Raw genomic sequence first — 17,963 nt, 5'->3', positions numbered from 1 at the left:
GGGCCGGGGGTCAGACCACCTGCTGGGAGGGGTGGCCGGCCGCCTGCCCGTCCTGGGTGGCCAGGCCCAGCTGGCGGCGCAGCTCGACGACCAGGCGGTCGCCCAGGTGCCCCTCGGCGGTCCTCAGCTCGCGCTCGACGGTGGCGGCGTCCCGGCCGGCTGCGGCGGCCCGGTAGTGCTGGGCGGCCACCCGCGCCTCGGCCGCCAGCTGGGCGACCTTCGCCCGGTCGGCGACGGTCCAGTCGGCCTTCTCCAGCATGGCGGCCTCGGTCTCGGCCGCGTCGGCCAGCCGGCCGGCCCACTCCCGGAAGGCGCGCGGGTCGTCCGCGACGTCGAGGTCCTGGCCCGGGGCGTCGTACCAGAGCAGGTCGAACTGGTCGAGGGCCGCCAGCAGCTGCTTCTGGTCGGGCGTCGGGTCCTGGTGCAGCGAACCGGTCCGGGGCTGGGTGGTCTGCAGGAGGCAGACGATCCACCGGTTGCCGCTGTCGTCCCACTCGCCCCGGTCCGGGACGGCGTACGCGAGCTCGGTGTCCTGCGGGATCGCCCAGGTGTCCGGCAGGTACTGGTGGAGGTTCTGCGCGCAGACCCGGTCGGCCCGGTCCTGGAGCGTCCTCGTGCCCGGGTAGCCGTCGCCCTCCGGGCTGATCACCGAGGTCCAGTAGACCTCCACGTTGTGCGGCGCCGAGCAGTCGGGCTTCTTGACCGCGATGTGGCCCACCAGGGTCGCGCAGTCGCCGGCCCGCAGCAGGAACGGCGAGTTCTGCGTCAGGAAGCCGTCGGAGCCGGGGCGGCGGCCGGACGCGCCGCGGTCCGGGCCGTGGTGGGCGCCCGCGACCGTCAGGCCGAGCAGCAGCAGCCAGACCGCGCCGATCGAGATCGCCGCGACCGCCATGCCCCGGCCGCGCTCGCCGGTCCTCCTGATCTGCACCAGCGCGGCGATGCCCAGGCCGATCCCGATGATGCCGAAGAAGCAGAGGAAGCTCACGATCAGCGCCGCGACGGCCAGCCCGTTGCTGTACAGCGAGGGATCCCGCCTCGGCGGCGGGTACGCCGGGTAAGCGGTCGCCGGGCCCACCGGGACGCCCTGCCCCCACGGGCCGACGGTCTGACCGGGGGCGGGGGCCCACGGGTCGGCCCCGGGGGTGCCGGGAGCGCCGGGGGCACCCGTGGCACCCGGGGCGGGGGCCGCCCAGGGGTTGGCGACCGGGGTCGGCGGCTCGGGCGCGGAACCGGCTTCGGGCTCGGGACCGGGCTCGGGACCGGGCTCGGGCTCGGGCTCGGGCTCGGGCTCGGGCTCGGGCTTCCGCAGCGAGAGGGCGGGCGGGGTGTCGTCCCGGGCGTCGGCCGGATCGTCCTTCCCGGCGCGTCCCTGGTCGAACGACATCAGTGGTCCCCCCTGGGAGTGGTGCGTGTCGAGGCTGCGCGAATATAGCGGACCGGGCTGACCGGGAGCGCGTCCGCCTCCGTTGCATGCAATGCATGCAACGTTCTAGGCTGGCCGGGTGCAGACCGAGAGCACCCGCCTGCGACTGCGGGAACTGATCCTGGACGGCCACTACCCGCCGGGTTCGCGGCTGGGCGAGGTGGAGGTCGCCGCCGGGCTGGGGGTGAGCCGCACGCCGGTGCGGGAGGCGTTCCGGGCGCTGACCGCGGACGGGCTGCTGTCCCCGGCCGGCCGGGGCGTGCGGGTGGTGCGGCTGGACGGCGAGGAGCTGGCGCACGTCTACCGGGTGCGGGCCGCGCTGGAAGCGCTGACGGCGGAGCTGGCGGCCGAGCGGCAGCGGGCCGGGCGGCTCGCCCCGGCCGAGCTGGCGGACCTGGCCGCGCTCGCCGACCGCACCCACCGGGCCACCGGGGCCGGGGAGTTGGCGGCGGCGGTGCGGCTGAACCGGGCCTTCCACCGGCGGGTGGCCGAGCTGGCGGCCAACCCGGTGGCGCTGCGCGGCCTGGACCGGCTGTGGGACCAGATCCAGGTCTCCACGCTGCGCTCCCTGCGGCCGCCGGAGCGCACCGCCCTGGTCGACGCCCAGCACCGCGAGCTGCTGGCCGCGATCACCGCCGGCGACCCGGCCGCCGCCTCGGCGGCCGCCCGCCGGCACGTGCTGGACACCTGCGCCGCCGATTCCGACCGTCCCGACGCCACCGACGCCACCGACGCCACCGACGACCAGGAGTGACCCGCATGGCCTTCTCCCGTTCCCACCAGTACGCGCTCCGGGTCGAGTGGACCGGCAACCTCGGCACCGGCACCGACCACTACCGCTCCTACCGCCGGGACCACACGGTGTCGGCGGAGGGGCTGCCGGACATCCTGGGCAGCTCCGACCCGACCTTCCGCGGCGACCGCTCGCGGTGGAACCCGGAGCAGCTGCTGCTGGCGGCGCTGGCCCAGTGCCACATGCTGTCCTACCTGCACCACTGCGCGGTGAACGGCGTCGTCGTGCTCTCCTACGCGGACGACGCCGCGGGGACGATGGAGACCGAGGGCAACGGCGGACGGTTCACCGAGGCGGTGCTGCGGCCGCGGGTCGAGGTCGCCGAGGCGTCGATGCGGGAGCGGGCGGTGGCCCTGCACGGTCCGGCGTCCCGGGACTGCTTCATCGCCTCCTCGGTGAACTTCCCGGTGCGGCACGAGCCGGTGGTGGCGGTCCGCGCGGCGGACTGACGCGGCGTCAACTGGCTTAGTGGTGCTGGCCCCAGGGTCTTCCCTGGAGCGGGCTACCGGAAGAAGACGGAGGCTGGCGGGATCGTGCGGCGGGGGCGCCGGGGCGAAGAATCGCGGCATGCGAATCATCCACCGGGGCGCCGCCCTCGCCGCCGCCACCACCGTCCTGTTCGGCCTCACCGCGCCGCTCGCCCTCGCCGCGCCGTCCCCCCGTGACGACCTGGTCTGGGGGGCCTGCCCGTCCGGTCCGGCGGACGGGCGGCAGCGGTGCGCCGAGCTGTCCGTCCCGCTCGACCACGCGCGGCCCGACGGGCCGTCGATCTCCCTGGCGGTCTCCCGGATCGCCACCGCCCGGCCCGAACTGCGGCGCGGGGTGCTGGTGCTGATACCGGGCGGGCCCGGCGGCTCGGGGCTGAACGGGCCGAGCAGCGCCGCGAAACGGCTGCCCGAGTCGGTGCTGGACAGGTACGACCTGATCGGCTTCGACCCGCGCGGCGTGGGCGCCTCCACCCCGCTCGACTGCGGCTTCGACCACGCGGACCTGGCCCGCAGCCACGCCCTGCCCTGGCCCGCCCCCGACGGCGGGATCGACGCCAACCTGGCCACCGCCCGGCGGATGGCGGCGGACTGCGTGGCCGGGGGCGGCGAACTGGTGCGCGGCGTCACCACCCGCAACGAGGCGCGGGACGTCGACCGGATCCGGCAGGCCCTCGGCGAGCGCCGGATCTCGATCTGGGGCGTCTCCTACGGCACCTACGCGGGCGCGGTGTACACCGCGATGTTCCCCGGCCGGACCGACCGCGTCCTGCTGGACAGCAACGACGACCCGGACCCGACCCGGGTGGAGCGCGGCTGGCTGGCGGCCTACGCCACCGGCGCGGAGGACCGCTTCCCGGACTTCGCGGCCTGGGCGGCCTCCCCCGCCGCCGGCGAGTACCGGCTGGGCGACACGCCCGAGCAGGTCCGCGCCGGCTACCTGGCCGCCGCCGAGCGGCTGGACGGCGCGCCGCTGCCCTGGCCCGGCGCCAACCCGGAGCGGCTGGACGGCAACGCGCTGCGCGCCGCGATGCTGGACGGCCTGTACGCGGACGCCCGGTTCCCCCGGCTGGCCGCCCTGGTCCAGGCCGCCCGGGGCGAGCGCCCGCTGCCCGCTCCGGACGCCGCGCCGGAGGCGGCGGTCCGCAACGGCCTCTCGGTCTCGCTCGCCACCCTGTGCAACGACGTGGCCTGGCCGCGCGATCCGGACTCGTACGCGGCGGCGGTGGCCGCCGACCGGGTCGCGCACCCGCTCACCGCGGGCATGCCGGTGAACGTGACGCCCTGCGCGTTCTGGCCCTGGCAGCCCGCCGAGCCGCCGACCCGGATCACCCCGGCCGGGCCGTCGAACGTGCTGCTGGTGCAGAACCTGCGGGATCCGGCCACGCCGTACTCCGGCGCGCTGAAGCTCCGCGCCGCCTTCGGCGACCGGGCCCGGATGGTGACGGTCGACTCCGGCGGCCACGACGCCTACCTGGCGAACGGCAACGCCTGCGGCGACGCGCTGGTGACCGAGTTCCTGGCCACCGGCCGCCGCCCCGCGCGGGACGCGTTCTGCCCGAAGGCCGGGTGAGGCCGGTGGCGGCGGGGATGGCGGCGATGCGGGTGCGGGTGCGGGTGCGGTCAGCCGAGGTCGCGGCGGCGCAGGCCGGCCAGCGCGGCGGCGGTGGTGAGGGCGGTCAGGGCGGTGATCCAGAGCAGCGGGGCGGCGGTGATCCCGCCGCCGGGCAGGTGCGGGAGGTGGCTGAACGGCGAGAGGTCGAGGACGGCCTGCGGCAGTCGCAGGATCGGGCCGAGCCAGGCGACCAGCACGAACAGGCCGAAGCCGGCCCAGCCGGCCGCCGCCCGGCTCGGCAGCAGGCCGTACGCGGCGAGCGCGACGGCCGCGGTCAGCCAGACCGCGGGGAGCTGGACGAGCGTCGCACCGAGCATCCGGCCGACCGCGTCGCCGGTGCCGCCGAGGGCCAGGCCCTGGGCGAGTCCGGCGGTGAGGCCCGCCGCGGCCAGCGGCAGGGCGGTGCCGAGCAGCGGGAAGAGCAGGTGCCCGGCGGCCCAGCGCAGCCGGGAGACCGCGCCCGCCAGCACGGGTTCGGCCCGGCCGGAGACCTCCTCGGCGCGCATCCGCAGCACGGCCTGGACGGCGTACACGGCGGCGGTCATGCCGAGCACGGTCGCGATGCTGGAGAGGTAGGCGTCCAGCACGCCCCGCTGTCCGCCGAGCCGGGCCAGCACGTCGGCCATCTGCCGGTTGTCGCCGATCAGGTCGACGACGCCCTTGGCGACGCCGCCGAAGACCGCGCCGGCCGCGGCGAAGGCCAGCGTCCAGCCGAGCAGCGGGCCGCGCTGCAGGCGGCGGGCCAGTGCGGCGGCGCTCGACAGCGCGGGGGCGGCGGCGGCCGGTCCCGGGCGCTCCGGGAGCAGTCCGGCGCCCAGGTCGCGGCGGGCGACCAGGGTCCGGGCGAGCGCGGTGAGCAGGGCGGCCCCGGCCAGCGGGAGCAGCAGCACCCACCAGCGGTCGCCGCCGAACGCGCGGACCTGCTCGGCCCAGCCGAGCGGGGAGAGCCAGCCGACCCAGCCGGTGCCGCGGCCGGAGTCGCCGACCGCGCGCAGCACGAAGGCGGCGCCGACGGCCGCGCCGGCCAGGCCGTTGGCGGCCCGGCCGGTCCCGGCGAGCTGCGCGGTGACGGCGGCCAGTGCGGCGAAGCACAGGCCGGTGGCGCCGAGCGCGAGGCCGAAGGCGAGCGCGCCGGCAGCGGCCTGGCCGGCCGCGAGCAGGGCGGCGGCGACCAGGGCGGCCAGCGCGGCGTTCGCGGTGAGCGCGGCGGCGAGGGCGGCGGTCAGCGGGGCGCGGCGGCCGACGGCGCCCGCGCCGACCAGTTCGAGGCGGCCGTCCTCCTCCTCGGCGCGGGTGTGCCGGACGACCAGCAGGGTCGACATCAGGGCGGCCAGCACCGCCCCGAACACGCCCATCCGCCACGCGGTCAGCCCGCCGACGGTGCTGCCGTCGAAGACCGGGCCGTACAGGGCGCGCAGCGAGCCGTTGCCGTCGACGCCGGCCGTGAAGGTCCGCCGGGAGGCCTCGTCGCCGTACAGCTCGCGGAAGGAGAAGGCGGTGGAGGCGACCATGCCGGTGCCGACGCACACCCACACCGGCAGGGCGATCCGGTCGCGGCGCAGGGCGAGGCGGTAGAGGACGCCGGTGCCGGCCAGGTCGTGGCCCCGGGGACGGACGGGGGCGGCCGGAGCGGCGGGGGCGGCGGCGGGGGCCTGGGCGCTCATCGGGCGGCCGCCGCCGGGGTCTCGCCGGTGCCGGTGCCGGTGGCGTCGCTCTCGTAGTGGCGGAGGAACAGCTCCTCCAGCGTGGGCGGGCGGCTGGTCAGGGTGCGGACGCCGACGGCGGTGAGTTCGGTGAGCAGGTCGCCGAGCCGGTCGGTGTCGACCTGGCAGCGCAGCCGGTGGCCGTCGACGGTCAGGTCGTGCGCGTAGGCGGGGCGGGGCGGTGCTCCGGTGAGTTCGGCGTCGACCGCGGTGCGGGTGAGGTGGCGCAGGTCGGCGAGGGTGCCGGTCTCCACGGTGCGGCCGGCCCGGATGATCGAGACCCGGTCGCACAGGGCCTCGACCTCGGACAGGATGTGGCTGGAGAGCAGCACGGTGGCGCCGCGGTCGCGGGCCTCGGCGACGCAGGCGCGGAAGGCCTCCTCCATCAGCGGGTCGAGCCCGGAGGTCGGTTCGTCCAGGATCAGCAGGTCGACGTCGGAGGCGAACGCGGCGACCAGGGCGACCTTCTGCCGGTTGCCCTTGGAGTAGGTGCGGCCCTTCTTGGTGGGGTCGAGTTCGAAGCGTTCCAGCAGGGCGGTGCGGCGGGCCGGGTCGAGTCCGCCGCGCAGCCGCCCGAGCAGGTCGATCGCCTCCCCGCCGGAGAGGTTGCGCCACAGCGTCACGTCGCCGGGCACGTAGGCGAGTCGGCGGTGCAGCGGCACGGCGTCCCGCCAGGGGTCGCCGCCGAGCAGGACGGCGCTGCCGGAGTCGGCGCGCAGCAGGCCGAGCAGGACGCGGATGGTGGTGGACTTGCCGGAGCCGTTGGGCCCCAGGAACCCGTGGACCTCGCCCTGTTCGACCGTGAGGTCCAAGCCGTCCAGGGCGCGGGTGCGGCCGAAGGTCTTCACCAGGCCGGACACCGAGATGGCGGTCGTCATGGCACTGAAGCTACTCTTGTTTCACAGATTCGTGAAGTTACTGAAAGCTGTGGATCTCCCCCGTCACGGACGGGGGCGGCGGGGCGGGCGGAGAGGCGGACGGCGTGGGCGAGGACGGACGGCGGGACCCGGCGGTGGTGGCCGAGTTCGTGGAGCGGTTCGCCTCGGTGCTGGTCGACGCGGGCTTCCCGCGGATGCCCGCCCGGGTGTTCACCGCGCTGCTGACCTCCGACTCCGGACGGCTGACCTCCGTCGAGCTGGGCGAGCTGCTGCTGGTCTCCCCGGCGGCGGTCTCCGGCGCGGTCCGCTACCTGACCCAGGTCGGCCTGGTCGCCCGCGAGCGCGAGCCGGGCTCCCGCCGCGACCGCTACCGCGTCCACGACCACGTCTGGTACGAGGCCACCGCCCGCCGGGACCACAGCCTGGTCCGCTGGGAGGCCGGCCTGGCCGAGGGCGTCGAGGCCCTCGGCGCGGACACCCCGGCGGGGCGGCGGCTCGCCGAGTCCATGGAGTTCTTCGCCTTCTTCCGGGTCGAGCTGGCCCGGATGATGGAGCGCTGGCGCGAACGCCGCCCCTGACCCGCCGCACCCGACCGCCGCCGGCCGGCCCGCGCGGGGCGGGGCACGGCGGCGGGCGGTGGCGCGGCGGCGGACGGTGGCGCGGCGGCGGACGGCGGGGTGGTGGCGGTCTCAGCCCAGGTAGGCGGGGGCGACGGCGGAGCGGACCAGCAGGGCGGGCGCGCCGGTGCCGTCGGCGGGGACGGTCCACAGGTCGGAGCCGTAGTCGCCGGGCAGCGAGTACAGCAGGGTGCGGTCGTCGGACCACAGCGCCTGGTCGTCGATGTTGCGCTGCTCGGCGGTCGCGGTCTCGGTCATGGTGGCGAGGTCCAGCACGTACAGCCGCCAGGGCGCGGCCGGGTCGGCGCCGTCCACCCGCTTCTTGTAGGCGACCCGGGTGCCGTCCGGGGAGAGCGAGGGGCACTCGACGTTCTGGTGCAGGGTGGTGAGGGTGCGGGCGCCGAGGTCGCCCCGGACCAGGTGGGTCCGGCCGCCGGTGGCGACGGTCGCGTAGAAGGAGCCGTCGTCGGCGAAGGTGACGCCCCAGACGTTGACGTCGGCGGCCTGGACCGGGTGCCCGTCCTCGATCAGCCGGAAGTTCTCCAGGTTGTCGTAGAAGGTCCAGTCGCGGGTGTCGACGATCGCGGTGCGGGTCGAGAAGTCCGTGCCCGCGTACGAGTCGCCGCTGACGAACACCGTCCAGCCGACCAGGTGCCCGGACGGGGAGACCCGGGCCCGGGTCGGGATGCCCGGGGCGGGGAAGCGCCTGACCTCGTGCAGCGAGGCGTCCAGCACCGAGGCGTGGTACGTGTCGTCCAGGGCGCCGTGCTCGGCCTGCAGGCAGATGCCGGTGCCGGCGGCGGCGTGGAAGCGCAGGCACCTGACGCCGGAGGCGGTGCGCGGGCCGTCCGGGTCGGTGGCGGGCACGGCGGCGATCTCGTCGCGGTGCGGGCCCCAGGCCAGGTTGCGCAGCAGCAGCCGGCGGCCGCCCGCCGCGTCCAGCGCGACCGGGCCCTCGTGCACCGGCGGCCCGCCGGCCTGCTCCTGGTCGCGGCGGTCGGAGCGCTGCGCGGCGTACCGGACGGCGGCGGTGCCGACGCCGGCCAGCAGCAGCACGGCGACCAGCAGCACCAGCAGCTTGCGCCGGACGGCCCCGGCGCCGCCCGGTTCGGGTGCGCCGGGGGCCGGGACGGGGTCGGCGGTGGGGTCGGGGTCGACGTCGGCGGGAGCGGTCATACCGGTGCCCTCCAGGGCGGGTGGGTCAGCGGGAGTGGTCGGCGGGGGTCGCGGCGGGGCCGGTGGCGGCGGGGCCGGTGGCGGCGGGGCGCAGCAGCCGGGTCGCGGCGAGCGCGGCGGCGGCCAGCGCGGCGGCGGTGACGGCCAGCGCGGGGCGGGGGCCCCAGAGCGTCCAGGCGGCGCCGAAGGCCAGCGAGCAGGCGAACCGGGCCAGCGCCTGCCCGGTGCCGACCAGCGCCTGGCCGGCGCCCTGCTGCCCGTCGGGGACGGTCGCGGCGGTGGCGGCGGCCAGCACGCCGTCGGTGGCGGCGTAGAAGGTGCCGTGCAGCAGCAGGACGGCGGCCGCGACGGCCGCGCCGTGCAGCGGGGAGAGGACGACGGCGTAGCCGCACAGCAGGACGGCGTGGCCGAGCAGGAACAGGGTGCGGCGGCCGATCCGGTCGGCGAGCAGGCCGAGCGGGAGGGCCAGCAGCAGGAAGACACCGGCGGTGCCGAGCGGCAGCAGCGGGAACAGGTGCGCGGGCAGGTCGAGTTCGCGCTGCAGTAGCAGGTAGAGGAAGGCGTCGCTGACGGTGGTGAGGCCAAGCAGCACGGCGGCCAGGGTGAGCCGGCGCAGGTCGGGCCGGGCCAGCAGGGCGAGCGCGTCGCGCAGCGTCGGCTTGGGCGCGAGCGGGTCGGTGGCGGGTCTCCCGGCCCGGGTGATCCGGCCGGGGACGAACATCGCCAGCAGCAGCACGCCGAGCAGCGCGACGCAGCCGGAGACGGTGAACACCGCGCCGTAGCCGGCCCGTTCGGTCCGGTCGTCGACGGCCCGCAGCACGGCGAAGGCCAGCAGCGGGCCGATCAGCGCGCCGGCGGTGTCCATCGCGCGGTGCACGCCGAACGCCCGGCCCCGGTGCTCGGGTTCGGTGGCGAGCGAGATCATCGCGTCCCGGGGGGCGGTGCGCAGGCCCTTGCCGGTGCGGTCGACCGCCAGGACGGCGCCGATCGCCGGCAGGGTGTGGACGAGCAGCAGCAGCGGCTTGCACAGCGCGGACAGGCCGTAGCCGAGTCCGGCGACCAGCTTGTGCCCGCGGCCGCCGCGGTCGGCGAGGTGGCCGCCGAGCAGTCGGATCAGCGCGCCGACGCCGTTGTTGATGCCGTCGAGCAGGCCGAAGCCGAGCGGGGACAGGCCGAGCGCGGCGACCACGTACAGGGGCAGCACCGCGCTGACCATCTCGGAGGAGACGTCGGTGACCAGGCTGACCGCGCCGAGCGCGACCACGGTGCCGGGGACGGCGGCGCGCCGCCCCGGACCGGAGTTCGGGGCGACGGCCGCGGCGCGGTCACTCTTGGTGGAGCGGGCGTCCGCGAGGTACATCGGGCGTCAGTTCCAGATGCCGGTGATGTCGGCGGCGGAGGCGGCGTTGCCGGCGTGGGTGGTCAGGCCCGCCAGGTCCTCCAGGGTGCGCAGCACGTTGTAGTGGTTGTAGGTGGTGGCGGTGCTGGAGCCCGGGGTGACGTGCTGGCCGTAGAGGACGGTCGGGATCCGGTTGCCGGAGAGGCTGTTGTCCTCGTCGAAGGTGACGACCAGGATGCTGTTGTGGGTCTGCGCCCAGGTCGCGTACGCGCCCAGGTTGTTCTTGATCCAGTTGTCGCCGGTGGTCACCGAGCAGTCGTGCATGTCGTTGCACAGGTTCGGCACCACGAAGGAGACCTTGGGGAGCTGGGTGTAGTCGGTCGGGAACTGCGCCATGGTGTACGCGGTGTTGGTCGGCACGTTGGAGAAGCCGAACCACGGGTTGTGCTTCTGCGCGTACTTGGTGGCGGAGTTGGAGCAGACCGTGGAGCCCTGGCTGGGCAGGCCCTCGTTGTACGAGCCCCAGGTCTTGCCGGCGGCGATCAGCTCGGAGGCCAGGTTGGGCGCGGTCTTCGAGCCGACGCCCACGCAGCTGTCGTCGGTGCGGCCCTGGTTGGAGCCGGAGAACAGCATGTAGTAGTTCGGCTCCGACGGGTGGGTCAGGCCGTAGGACTGGGTGAGGTTGGCGCCGCCGGCCTTCAGCGTGTTGTTCAGGTACGGGGCGCTGGAGCTGCCGATCACCTGGCTGTACGCGTGGTTCTCCATCACCACGACGACCACGTGGTCGGGGGTGGGCAGGCCGGCCGCCTGGGCGGTGGAGCCGGTCGCGGCCCACAGGCCGAGCGAGGCGGCGGTCAGCGCGACGGCGCTGCCGATCGCGGTCAGGCGACGCTTGGCGCGGCTGCTGAGCTGAGCGGACATGTCTGGACGTCCTCCGGGGCGGGGATGGTGCGGGACGAGGGTTTGGAGCGCCGGAAACGCTAGGGCCGGGTCCGTGGCCGCCGAATGCTGCGCGAAATGAAGAACAGGCGAACGGTTGGCTGGGCGGCTCCGGGCCGTCGGCGCTTTTCGGCCAGCCGGGCGACGCTTCTCACACCTGTCCCGATTGACCCTGCTCGGACCGACATGGTGGGATTCCTCGCGGCCCGGCGGCACCCGCACCCGGGCCCGCACGGGAACGGGACGGAACGGGAGGGCCGGGCATGCCGGACGGCGCACCCCTCCCCGCCGTGTGCGCCCCCCGCCTGGTGCTCGGCCTCGGCCTGCGCCGCGGCACCCCCGCCGCCGAACTGCTCCGCGCCGCCGACGCCGCCCTCGCCGCGCTCGGCCTCGACCGCACCGCCGTCGCCGCGGCCGCCACCCTCGACAGCAAACTGTTCGAGCCCGGACTGCGCGCGGCCGTACGGGAGTTGGGCGTCCCGCTGACCGGTCACCCGGCCGCCGTGCTGGCCGCCGTCCCGGTGCCCGGCGGCTCCGCCCGGGTCGCCGCCGCGGTCGGCACCCCGAGCGTCGCCGAGGCCGCCGCGCTCGCCTCGGCCGGACCCGGCGCACGCCTGCTCGCCCCGCGCACCGCCACCGCCGCGGCCACCGCGGCCCTCGCCGCACCGTCACCGCACCGCCCCCGCACCGCCCCCCAGGAGGACAACAGGTGAACCCGCAGCCCGATCTGCGCCATCACGGCGACGCCGAAGTGCGCGCCGCCGGGCTGGTCGACCTCGCCGTCAACGTCCGCACCGGCACCCCGCCCGCCTGGCTGCGCACCCGGCTCGCCGAGACCCTCACCGACCTCGCCGCCTACCCCGACGGGGGGGCCGCCCGCGCCGCCGTCGCCGCCCGGCACGGCCGGCCCGCCGACGAGGTGCTGCTCACCGCGGGCGCCGCCGAGGCCTTCGTGCTGCTCGCCCGGGTCCTGCGGCCGCGCCGGGCGACCGTCGTGCACCCGCAGTTCACCGAACCCGAGGCCGCGCTGCGCGACGCCGGGCACCCCGTCCACCGCGTCCTGCTCACCCCGGAGCGGGGCTTCGCCCTGCCGCCCGGGGCGGTGCCCGAGGACGCCGACCTGGTGGTGGTCGGCAACCCCACCAACCCCACCTCGGTCCTCCACCCGGCCGCCGCGCTCGCCGCGCTGGCCCGGCCCGGCCGCACCCTGGTCGTCGACGAGGCCTTCATGGACACCGACCCCGGTGAGACCCAGAGCCTCGCCGCCGTCCGCGACCTGCCGGGTGACGTGGTCGTGCTGCGCAGCCTCACCAAGACCTGGGGCCTGGCCGGCCTGCGGATCGGCTACCTGCTCGCCCCCGCTCCGCTGGTCGCCCGCCTCGCCGCGGCCCAACCGCTCTGGCCGGTCTCCACGCCCGCCCTGGCCGCCGCCGTGCTCTGCTCCACCCCCGCCGCCCTCGCCGAGGCCGAGGCCGCCGCCCGCACCACCGCCGCCCACCGCGCCCACCTGCTGGCCGCCCTCGCCACCGTCCCCGGCCTGCGCGTCCACGGCACCCCGGCCGCGTCCTTCGTCCTCGTCCAGCTCCCCGGCGCCACCCCGCTGCGGGCCCGCCTGCGCGAAGCCGGCTACGCCGTCCGCCGGGGCGACACCTTCCCCGGCCTCGGCCCCGACTGGCTCCGGGTGGCGGTCCGCGACCCGGCCACCACCGACACCTTCCTCAGCGCACTGCGGGCCGCGCTGCCCGGGTGCTAGCCAGGCGCCTGCGCACCCCGTAGTACCGCGCGACGAGGATGCCGACCAGCGGCGCGAGCAGGAGGGCCGGGGCCGAGAAGGCGGCGGCGAGCGAGTGCCCGGTGGCCAGGGAGACGGCGAACCAGACGGTGTAGAGGACGAGGAAGACGAAGACGGGCCAGAGCAGGGCCCGGCGCGGAGAGATGACCTGGTTGCCCATCGGATCGGTCCTTTCGACGCGGAACGCCCCCGCTTCCCCGCACGGCGGGCACCATCCGGGTGCCCTCGGCCGCGCGGTTCATGCCGGCGGGACGCCGCCGGTCCGGCGCGGGCGCTGCGGGCGGCGCGGGCGCTGCGGGCGCTGCGGGCGCTGCGGGCGCTCGGTGCAGCGTGACCCGCTCAGTGCAGCGTGACCGCGTCCCCGACCCCGACCACCCCCGGCACCACGACCCGCGCGTACGCGCCGACGCACGGCAGCGGCGCCATCCCGGGCAGCGGGCTGACCCGGTTCTCCCTGGCGGCACGGCGCAGGGCCTCCGGGTCGGCGGGCAGCGGGCCGTGCGCGAGGGCGGGGACGGCGCAGCGGGGGGCGGGGGCGATGACGCGCAGGCGGAGGGTGGGGCCGACGGCGAGTTCGCGGTCGACCCAGTCGTTCTCCTCGTACGGCCGCCCGTCGTGCTCGATCACCAGGCTGGGCCGGTAGCGGACGGCGGGGGTGCCGGCCAGGCTCGCGGTGGTGACGAGGTGCAGCGGGGCGAAGTCGAAGAAGCTGCCGGGTTCCGCCGCCGAGCCGAACTCCTGCACGGTGTAGTCGACTTCGGCGTCGATCCCGGCGGCGAGCACCTGTTCGGGCACCGAGCGGCGCAGGGTCGCGCCGGGCGGCCGTTCGTCGATCAGCCGGACGGGCCGGCCGAGCAGCGCGGAGATCCCGGCGTCGTCGAGCGCGGCCCCGTCCGGCCCGGTGATCCGCACCCCGCCGTCGGTGCTCGCCGCGCGGAGCGTGAGCAGCCGGCGCCAGGTGCGGGGTTCCTTCGCGCTGGCGATCCGGTCGTCGGTGAGGTCGTGCAGGGCGTAGCGGCGGTCGCCGTCGAGGCCGCGGGCGTCGATCCGGGCCCGGTCGACGGTCTCGCCGAGCAGCGACTTGACGGGGTGGCGGTGCAGCGCGGTGACGATCAACTCCGGTTCCTCTCGGCCCAGTCGGTGAGTGCGGCGAAGTCGGCGGGCCGCAGGCCGTACCGGTGGTCGACGGTCAGGGTGAGGGCGGGCGCCGGGTGGCGGGCGGCGATCCAGGCGGTGTCCTGCGGTTCGATCTCGTCGTCGACCCAGGCGAACGGGCGGCCGGCGGCCCAGGCGACCAGGTGCCGGGTCTTCCAGTGCAGGCCGTCGGGGTCGCCGTGGTGCATGGACGGCCAGTCGACGTACGGGAGCGGGGGGAGGCCGAGGAGCGGGGCGAGGTGGTGGTTCGCCTCGGCCTTCCAGGTGGTGGCCCAGACGAGGTCGTAGGGCAGGGCGAGCAGCGCGGGCCCGTGGTCGGGGTGCAGCCAGACCCGCAGCGGCCTGGGGTTGCGGATGCCCGAGGCGCGCTGGCGTTCCTGCCAGCTGCGCACGGGGAGGCGGTGGGTGAGGTAGCCCTCGGGGCGGCGGTACGGGCTGCCGACGTAGGGGGCGAGCGGGCCGTCGACGTCGAGGAGGAGCAGCGGGCGGGTCACCGGGCGTTCCGGGCGGTGAGCCAGTCGCGGGCGGCGGCGATCCGGCGGCCGGTGCTGGGGTGGGTGGCGAGGAGCAGTTCGACGGCGCGCGGCGGGTACGGGTCGGCGACGTTGGCGGTGGCGAGGCGGCGCTGCATGGCGATGAACTGTTCGGCGTCGCCGGTGAGTTCGAGGGCGTGCCGGTCGGCGCGGGCCTCGATCCGGCGGCTGGCCGCGCACTGCACGGGGGTGCTGAGCGCGCCGAGCAGGGCGGCGAGCGCGGCGAGCAGCGGCAGTGCGCGCGGGTCCTGGACGGTGTCGGCGCCGGCCGCGTCGAGCAGCGGCCGCCAGGCGAGCAGCGCGGCGAGGACGGGCACCACGAGGGCGGCGCCGAGCGCGCCGAGGGTGGTGCCGGTGGCGACGTCGCGGTGTTTGACGTGGCCGAGTTCGTGGGCGGCGACGAGTTCGATCTCGCGCGGTTCGGCGGTGGCGAGCAGGGTGTCGTAGACGACGATCCGCCGGGTCGGGCCGAAGCCGGAGACGTACGCGTTCAGCGCGGTGGTGCGGCGGGAGGCGTCGGCGACCAGCACGTCGCGCACCGCGATGCCGTCGCGGCGGGCCAACTGGAGCAGGGCGGTGCGCAGTTCGCCGTCGGGCAGCGGGGAGAACCGGTTGAACAGCGGCTCGAAGACCAGCGGGTGCAGGAAGGACAGCGCGACGGTCAGCAGCGCGGCGGCGGCCGCGGCGGAGATCCACCAGTGGTCGGGCGAGCGGCCGATCAGCGCGTACAGGCCGAGCGCGAGCGGGAGGAACAGGGCGAGCGCGAGGGCGGTGCCGCGTAGCACGTCGACCGCCCAGCCGGCCCAGCCCTGAGTGACCAGGCCGTACCGGGCGGAGACCGTCCGGACCCGGGCCGCGAACGGCAGCGTGACGGCCCGTCCGAGCAGCACCAGCGCCGCCGCACCGCCCAGCACCTGCGCCGCCCAGCCGCCGCCGAACCAGCCGCCGACCGTGCCCACCAGGCCCGCCCCGGCGGCGGTGAACCCGAGGACGGCGCTCAGCGCGAGCGAGGCCGCCTGCCCGCCCAGCGCCCACGGCAGCCGGGCCCGGCGCAGCGCGCGGCCGCGCTCCCGCTCCTGGGGGGTGAAGTCGGCGCCGGGGGGCGCGGTGTCAGCCATGGGCCCAGCCTAGGACCCGCGGTCGGACCGTCCGGTCGCGGTTGCCGGTCTCGTTCTCGGCTCCACCGTGAAGCCGTCGCCGGGGTTGTCGTCCGCCCGGGCCCGGAAGCCCCGTTCCGCCGCCCTCCGTTCGAACGCGGCGGCCGGGCGGGAGGGTCGGAGCGGGCGGGGTGGTCCGGGGCGACAAACCGCTCGAAGCGGGCGGGGGCGCGGCCTACGATGGCCGGATGATCGAGGACAGCTTGCGGACCGCCCTGGAGTTCCGGCGCGCCTTCGCCCGGGCGCAGGCCGCCGAGGTGGTGGAACTGCCGGGCGGGTTCGGGGTGTTGAGCGAGGAGTTCGGCTACTCGCACGAGCACAACCAGCTGCTGCTGGACGTCCCGCCGTCCGGGGTCGACGTGGCGGGGCTGGCCGAGGAGGTGCTGGGGCACCTGGAGCACCGGCGGATCTCGGTGTTCGACGACGCGTCCGGGCTGGCGCTGGCGCCGGGGCTGGCGGCGGCCGGGTACCGGCACGAGAGCGAGGTGGTGATGGTCCACCGGGGGCCGGTGCCGCCCGGCGGCGGGGCCGGGCCGGTCGGGCTGGCCGAGCTGGCCCCGGCGCTGGAGCGGCAGTGGCGCTGCTGGCTGCCGTGGGCGTCGGACGACTCGATCGCCCAGTTGGTGAACCGGCGCACGGCGCGGGCCGCGGGCGCCGAGCTGGTGCTGACGCTGGCCGCCCGGGACGGCGACGGCGCGTGGGGTTCCTGGGCGGACCTGTACCAGGACGCCGCGGGCACCGCCCAGATCGAGGACCTGGCCACCGCCGAGGAGCACCAGCGCCGCGGCCTGGCCGACGCCGTCCTGTCGAGCGCGCTGCGGCTGGCCGCCGACCGCTCCCCCGCCGGGCTGCGCTTCCTGGTCGCCGACGCCGAGGACTGGCCCCGGCACTGGTACGCCCGGCGCGGTTTCGTCGCGGTCGGCCGCACCCACGGCTTCGTCCGGCAGTGAGGTTCCCGTCACGCCGCCGTCGCACGGCGCCCGGCGGTGAGGCGTACGACACACGGCCGTAGGAAAGCGGAAACGCGGGCCGGGAACGCGGCAGCGCCCGCCGGGACCCCTCGCGGGGACCTGCGGGCGCTGCCGTGCCGTACGGGGGGGCGGATCAGACCTGGCCGGCCTTCTCCAGGGCCTCGCAGCAGGTGTTGATCAGCAGGCGGGTGACCACGTACGGGTCGACGTTCGCGTTCGGGCGGCGGTCCTCGATGTAGCCCTTCTGGTCCACCTCGACCTGCCACGGGATGCGGACCGAGGCACCGCGGTCGGACACGCCGTAGGAGTAGACGTTCCACGGGGCGGTCTCGTGCTTGCCGGTCAGGCGGGACTGGATGTCGTCACCGTACTGGTTGACGTGCTCCAGGACCTTCTCCTGCGAGGCGCCGAGCGACTCGCAGGCGGTGATGATGGCCTCGTAGCCCTCGCGCATCGCCTTGGTGGAGAAGTTGGTGTGCGCGCCCGCGCCGTTCCAGTCGCCCCGGGCCGGCTTGGCGTCCAGGGTGGCGTCGATGCCGAACTCCTCGGCGGTGCGGTAGAGCAGGTAGCGGGCGATCCACAGGTCGTCCGAGACGGTCAGCGCGTCGACGGGGCCGATCTGGAACTCCCACTGGCCGGGCATGACCTCGGCGTTGATGCCGCAGATCGCCAGGCCGGCGTCGATGCAGCGGTCGAGGTGCAGCTCGACGATCTCGCGGCCGAAGACCTCCTCGGCGCCGACGCCGCAGTAGTAGCCGCCCTGCGGGGCCGGGAAGCCGCCCTCGGGGAAGCCGAGCGGGCGGGAGCCCTTGAAGAAGGTGTACTCCTGCTCGATGCCGAAGATCGACTCCTGCGCGGAGTAGCGCTCGGCGACCTCGCGCAGCGGGGCGCGGGTGTTGGTGACGTGCGCCTCACCGTTGGTCTCGAAGACCTCGCACAGCACCAGGATGTTGTCGCCGCCGCGGATCGGGTCCTTGACGACCTTCACCGGCTCCAGCACGCGGTCCGAGGCGTGGCCCTCGGCCTGGTTGGTCGACGAGCCGTCGAAGCCCCAGGTGGGGATCTTGTCGGCGTTCGGCAGCACCCGAGTCTTGGAGCGGAGCTTCGCGGTCGGCTTGGTGCCGTCGATCCAGATGTACTCGGCCTTGATCGCCATCGCGGTGATCCTCACTGCTCGGGTGGTGGGTGCCCGCGTAGCGTCGCAAGTCGCCGTTTCCCGGTTGTTCCTCCTATGTAACGCCCATGTGAACCAACGGTCCGCAGCGGCACGCTCACCCTCGGAGAGTGCACGTCTCGCGATGCGAACACTCCCCTGAGACGGGAGGGGCGGGACGGGCGCCTCCCGGGCGGGCCCGCGGGCGCCCCGCGGGCCCCGCGCCCGCCCCCG

The 17,963-nt window shown here is 76.3% G+C and carries 18 protein-coding genes; 7 read left to right on the top strand and 11 right to left on the bottom strand.

Going from position 1 to position 17,963, the window contains the following annotated elements; translation table 11 throughout:
* Window positions 1-10: 10 nt before the first annotated feature.
* Window positions 11-1,384 (bottom strand): DUF4190 domain-containing protein, encoded by a 1,374-nt coding sequence (locus ACZ3J7_RS18305; RefSeq protein ID WP_465621947.1) that lies wholly within the window; start codon window positions 1,382-1,384, stop codon window positions 11-13.
* A gap of 118 nt (window positions 1,385-1,502) precedes the next feature.
* On the opposite strand from ACZ3J7_RS18305, the gene ACZ3J7_RS18300 reads away from it, so the two are divergent.
* From ACZ3J7_RS18300 to ACZ3J7_RS18290, 3 genes are all read left to right on the top strand, one after another.
* Window positions 1,503-2,177, top strand: a complete 675-nt coding sequence (locus tag ACZ3J7_RS18300; protein WP_465621945.1) for a GntR family transcriptional regulator — start codon at window positions 1,503-1,505, stop codon at window positions 2,175-2,177.
* Between the two features lie 5 nt (window positions 2,178-2,182).
* Window positions 2,183-2,665: an OsmC family protein gene (locus ACZ3J7_RS18295; protein ID WP_465621943.1), complete on the top strand. Its 483-nt coding sequence runs from the start codon at window positions 2,183-2,185 to the stop codon at window positions 2,663-2,665.
* Between the two features lie 118 nt (window positions 2,666-2,783).
* Window positions 2,784-4,274: an alpha/beta hydrolase gene (locus tag ACZ3J7_RS18290; RefSeq protein ID WP_465621941.1), complete on the top strand. Its 1,491-nt coding sequence runs from the start codon at window positions 2,784-2,786 to the stop codon at window positions 4,272-4,274.
* A gap of 50 nt (window positions 4,275-4,324) precedes the next feature.
* On the opposite strand, the gene ACZ3J7_RS18285 is transcribed toward ACZ3J7_RS18290, so the two are convergent.
* Window positions 4,325-5,980: an ABC transporter permease gene (locus ACZ3J7_RS18285; RefSeq protein ID WP_465621939.1), complete on the bottom strand. Its 1,656-nt coding sequence runs from the start codon at window positions 5,978-5,980 to the stop codon at window positions 4,325-4,327.
* Entirely contained in the window at window positions 5,977-6,897 is a 921-nt protein-coding gene (locus ACZ3J7_RS18280; protein ID WP_465621937.1) for an ABC transporter ATP-binding protein, read from the bottom strand. Before ACZ3J7_RS18280 ends, ACZ3J7_RS18285 begins: the two co-directional genes overlap by 4 nt.
* Window positions 6,898-7,001: 104 nt before the next feature.
* Between ACZ3J7_RS18280 and ACZ3J7_RS18275 the strand changes: the two genes are divergently transcribed.
* A complete protein-coding gene (locus tag ACZ3J7_RS18275; RefSeq protein WP_465621935.1) occupies window positions 7,002-7,475 on the top strand; it encodes a GbsR/MarR family transcriptional regulator in 474 nt (157 codons plus the stop codon).
* A 111-nt stretch (window positions 7,476-7,586) separates the two neighbouring features.
* Here the strand turns inward: ACZ3J7_RS18275 and ACZ3J7_RS18270 are convergent, their stop codons facing one another.
* From ACZ3J7_RS18270 to ACZ3J7_RS18260, 3 genes are read right to left on the bottom strand one after another with little or no spacing between them, the layout of a single operon-like run.
* Window positions 7,587-8,690 carry a TolB family protein gene (locus ACZ3J7_RS18270; RefSeq protein WP_465621933.1) on the bottom strand — a complete coding sequence of 368 codons (1,104 nt, stop codon included), beginning with the start codon at window positions 8,688-8,690 and terminating at the stop codon, window positions 7,587-7,589.
* A 25-nt stretch (window positions 8,691-8,715) separates the two neighbouring features.
* Window positions 8,716-10,050: an MFS transporter gene (locus tag ACZ3J7_RS18265; RefSeq protein ID WP_465621931.1), complete on the bottom strand. Its 1,335-nt coding sequence runs from the start codon at window positions 10,048-10,050 to the stop codon at window positions 8,716-8,718.
* 6 nt (window positions 10,051-10,056) lie between these two features.
* Window positions 10,057-10,950, bottom strand: a complete 894-nt coding sequence (locus ACZ3J7_RS18260) for an alkaline phosphatase family protein (RefSeq protein WP_465621929.1) — start codon at window positions 10,948-10,950, stop codon at window positions 10,057-10,059.
* Window positions 10,951-11,231: 281 nt separating this feature from the next.
* Between ACZ3J7_RS18260 and ACZ3J7_RS18255 the strand changes: the two genes are divergently transcribed.
* A complete protein-coding gene (locus tag ACZ3J7_RS18255; protein WP_465621927.1) occupies window positions 11,232-11,681 on the top strand; it encodes a cobalamin biosynthesis protein in 450 nt (149 codons plus the stop codon).
* Window positions 11,678-12,721 carry an Rv2231c family pyridoxal phosphate-dependent protein CobC gene (cobC, locus tag ACZ3J7_RS18250; RefSeq protein ID WP_465621925.1) on the top strand — a complete coding sequence of 348 codons (1,044 nt, stop codon included), beginning with the start codon at window positions 11,678-11,680 and terminating at the stop codon, window positions 12,719-12,721. Before ACZ3J7_RS18255 ends, cobC begins: the two co-directional genes overlap by 4 nt.
* Here the strand turns inward: cobC and ACZ3J7_RS18245 are convergent.
* The 4 genes from ACZ3J7_RS18245 to ACZ3J7_RS18230 all read right to left on the bottom strand — a co-directional run bounded on the left by ACZ3J7_RS18245 (window position 12,687) and on the right by ACZ3J7_RS18230 (window position 15,566).
* Window positions 12,687-12,920 carry a hypothetical protein gene (locus ACZ3J7_RS18245; protein WP_465621923.1) on the bottom strand — a complete coding sequence of 78 codons (234 nt, stop codon included), beginning with the start codon at window positions 12,918-12,920 and terminating at the stop codon, window positions 12,687-12,689. The genes cobC and ACZ3J7_RS18245 overlap by 35 nt on opposite strands.
* A gap of 179 nt (window positions 12,921-13,099) precedes the next feature.
* Complete coding sequence (locus tag ACZ3J7_RS18240; RefSeq protein ID WP_465621921.1) at window positions 13,100-13,876, bottom strand: MOSC N-terminal beta barrel domain-containing protein; 777 nt, start codon at window positions 13,874-13,876, stop codon at window positions 13,100-13,102.
* Window positions 13,873-14,409: a hypothetical protein gene (locus ACZ3J7_RS18235; RefSeq protein ID WP_465621919.1), complete on the bottom strand. Its 537-nt coding sequence runs from the start codon at window positions 14,407-14,409 to the stop codon at window positions 13,873-13,875. The genes ACZ3J7_RS18240 and ACZ3J7_RS18235 overlap by 4 nt, the downstream gene beginning before the upstream one ends.
* Window positions 14,406-15,566 carry a M48 family metalloprotease gene (locus tag ACZ3J7_RS18230; RefSeq protein ID WP_465621917.1) on the bottom strand — a complete coding sequence of 387 codons (1,161 nt, stop codon included), beginning with the start codon at window positions 15,564-15,566 and terminating at the stop codon, window positions 14,406-14,408. Before ACZ3J7_RS18230 ends, ACZ3J7_RS18235 begins: the two co-directional genes overlap by 4 nt.
* Before the next feature lie 227 nt (window positions 15,567-15,793).
* Between ACZ3J7_RS18230 and ACZ3J7_RS18225 the strand changes: the two genes are divergently transcribed.
* Window positions 15,794-16,555: a GNAT family N-acetyltransferase gene (locus ACZ3J7_RS18225; protein WP_465621915.1), complete on the top strand. Its 762-nt coding sequence runs from the start codon at window positions 15,794-15,796 to the stop codon at window positions 16,553-16,555.
* Window positions 16,556-16,709: 154 nt separating this feature from the next.
* Here ACZ3J7_RS18225 and glnII read toward each other — a convergent pair whose 3' ends face one another.
* Window positions 16,710-17,732: a glutamine synthetase GlnII gene (gene glnII / locus ACZ3J7_RS18220; protein ID WP_465621913.1), complete on the bottom strand. Its 1,023-nt coding sequence runs from the start codon at window positions 17,730-17,732 to the stop codon at window positions 16,710-16,712.
* Window positions 17,733-17,963: the final 231 nt, after the last annotated feature.

It is taken from the genome of Kitasatospora sp. NPDC015121 (genome assembly GCF_055562955.1).
Note: the sequence above shows the minus strand (reverse complement) of the source record. Positions and strands in the feature narration are given on the sequence as shown.

Coding starts and splice junctions, on each gene's coding strand:
- ACZ3J7_RS18305 (WP_465621947.1), bottom strand. CDS start 1,384: ATGTCGTTCGACCAGGGACGCGCCGGGAAGGACGATCCGGCCGACGCC.
- ACZ3J7_RS18295 (WP_465621943.1), top strand. CDS start 2,183: ATGGCCTTCTCCCGTTCCCACCAGTACGCGCTCCGGGTCGAGTGGACC.
- ACZ3J7_RS18290 (WP_465621941.1), top strand. CDS start 2,784: ATGCGAATCATCCACCGGGGCGCCGCCCTCGCCGCCGCCACCACCGTC.
- ACZ3J7_RS18285 (WP_465621939.1), bottom strand. CDS start 5,980: ATGAGCGCCCAGGCCCCCGCCGCCGCCCCCGCCGCTCCGGCCGCCCCC.
- ACZ3J7_RS18280 (WP_465621937.1), bottom strand. CDS start 6,897: ATGACGACCGCCATCTCGGTGTCCGGCCTGGTGAAGACCTTCGGCCGC.
- ACZ3J7_RS18270 (WP_465621933.1), bottom strand. CDS start 8,690: ATGACCGCTCCCGCCGACGTCGACCCCGACCCCACCGCCGACCCCGTC.
- ACZ3J7_RS18265 (WP_465621931.1), bottom strand. CDS start 10,050: ATGTACCTCGCGGACGCCCGCTCCACCAAGAGTGACCGCGCCGCGGCC.
- ACZ3J7_RS18260 (WP_465621929.1), bottom strand. CDS start 10,950: ATGTCCGCTCAGCTCAGCAGCCGCGCCAAGCGTCGCCTGACCGCGATC.
- ACZ3J7_RS18255 (WP_465621927.1), top strand. CDS start 11,232: ATGCCGGACGGCGCACCCCTCCCCGCCGTGTGCGCCCCCCGCCTGGTG.
- ACZ3J7_RS18245 (WP_465621923.1), bottom strand. CDS start 12,920: ATGGGCAACCAGGTCATCTCTCCGCGCCGGGCCCTGCTCTGGCCCGTC.
- ACZ3J7_RS18230 (WP_465621917.1), bottom strand. CDS start 15,566: ATGGCTGACACCGCGCCCCCCGGCGCCGACTTCACCCCCCAGGAGCGG.
- ACZ3J7_RS18225 (WP_465621915.1), top strand. CDS start 15,794: ATGATCGAGGACAGCTTGCGGACCGCCCTGGAGTTCCGGCGCGCCTTC.
- glnII (WP_465621913.1), bottom strand. CDS start 17,732: ATGGCGATCAAGGCCGAGTACATCTGGATCGACGGCACCAAGCCGACC.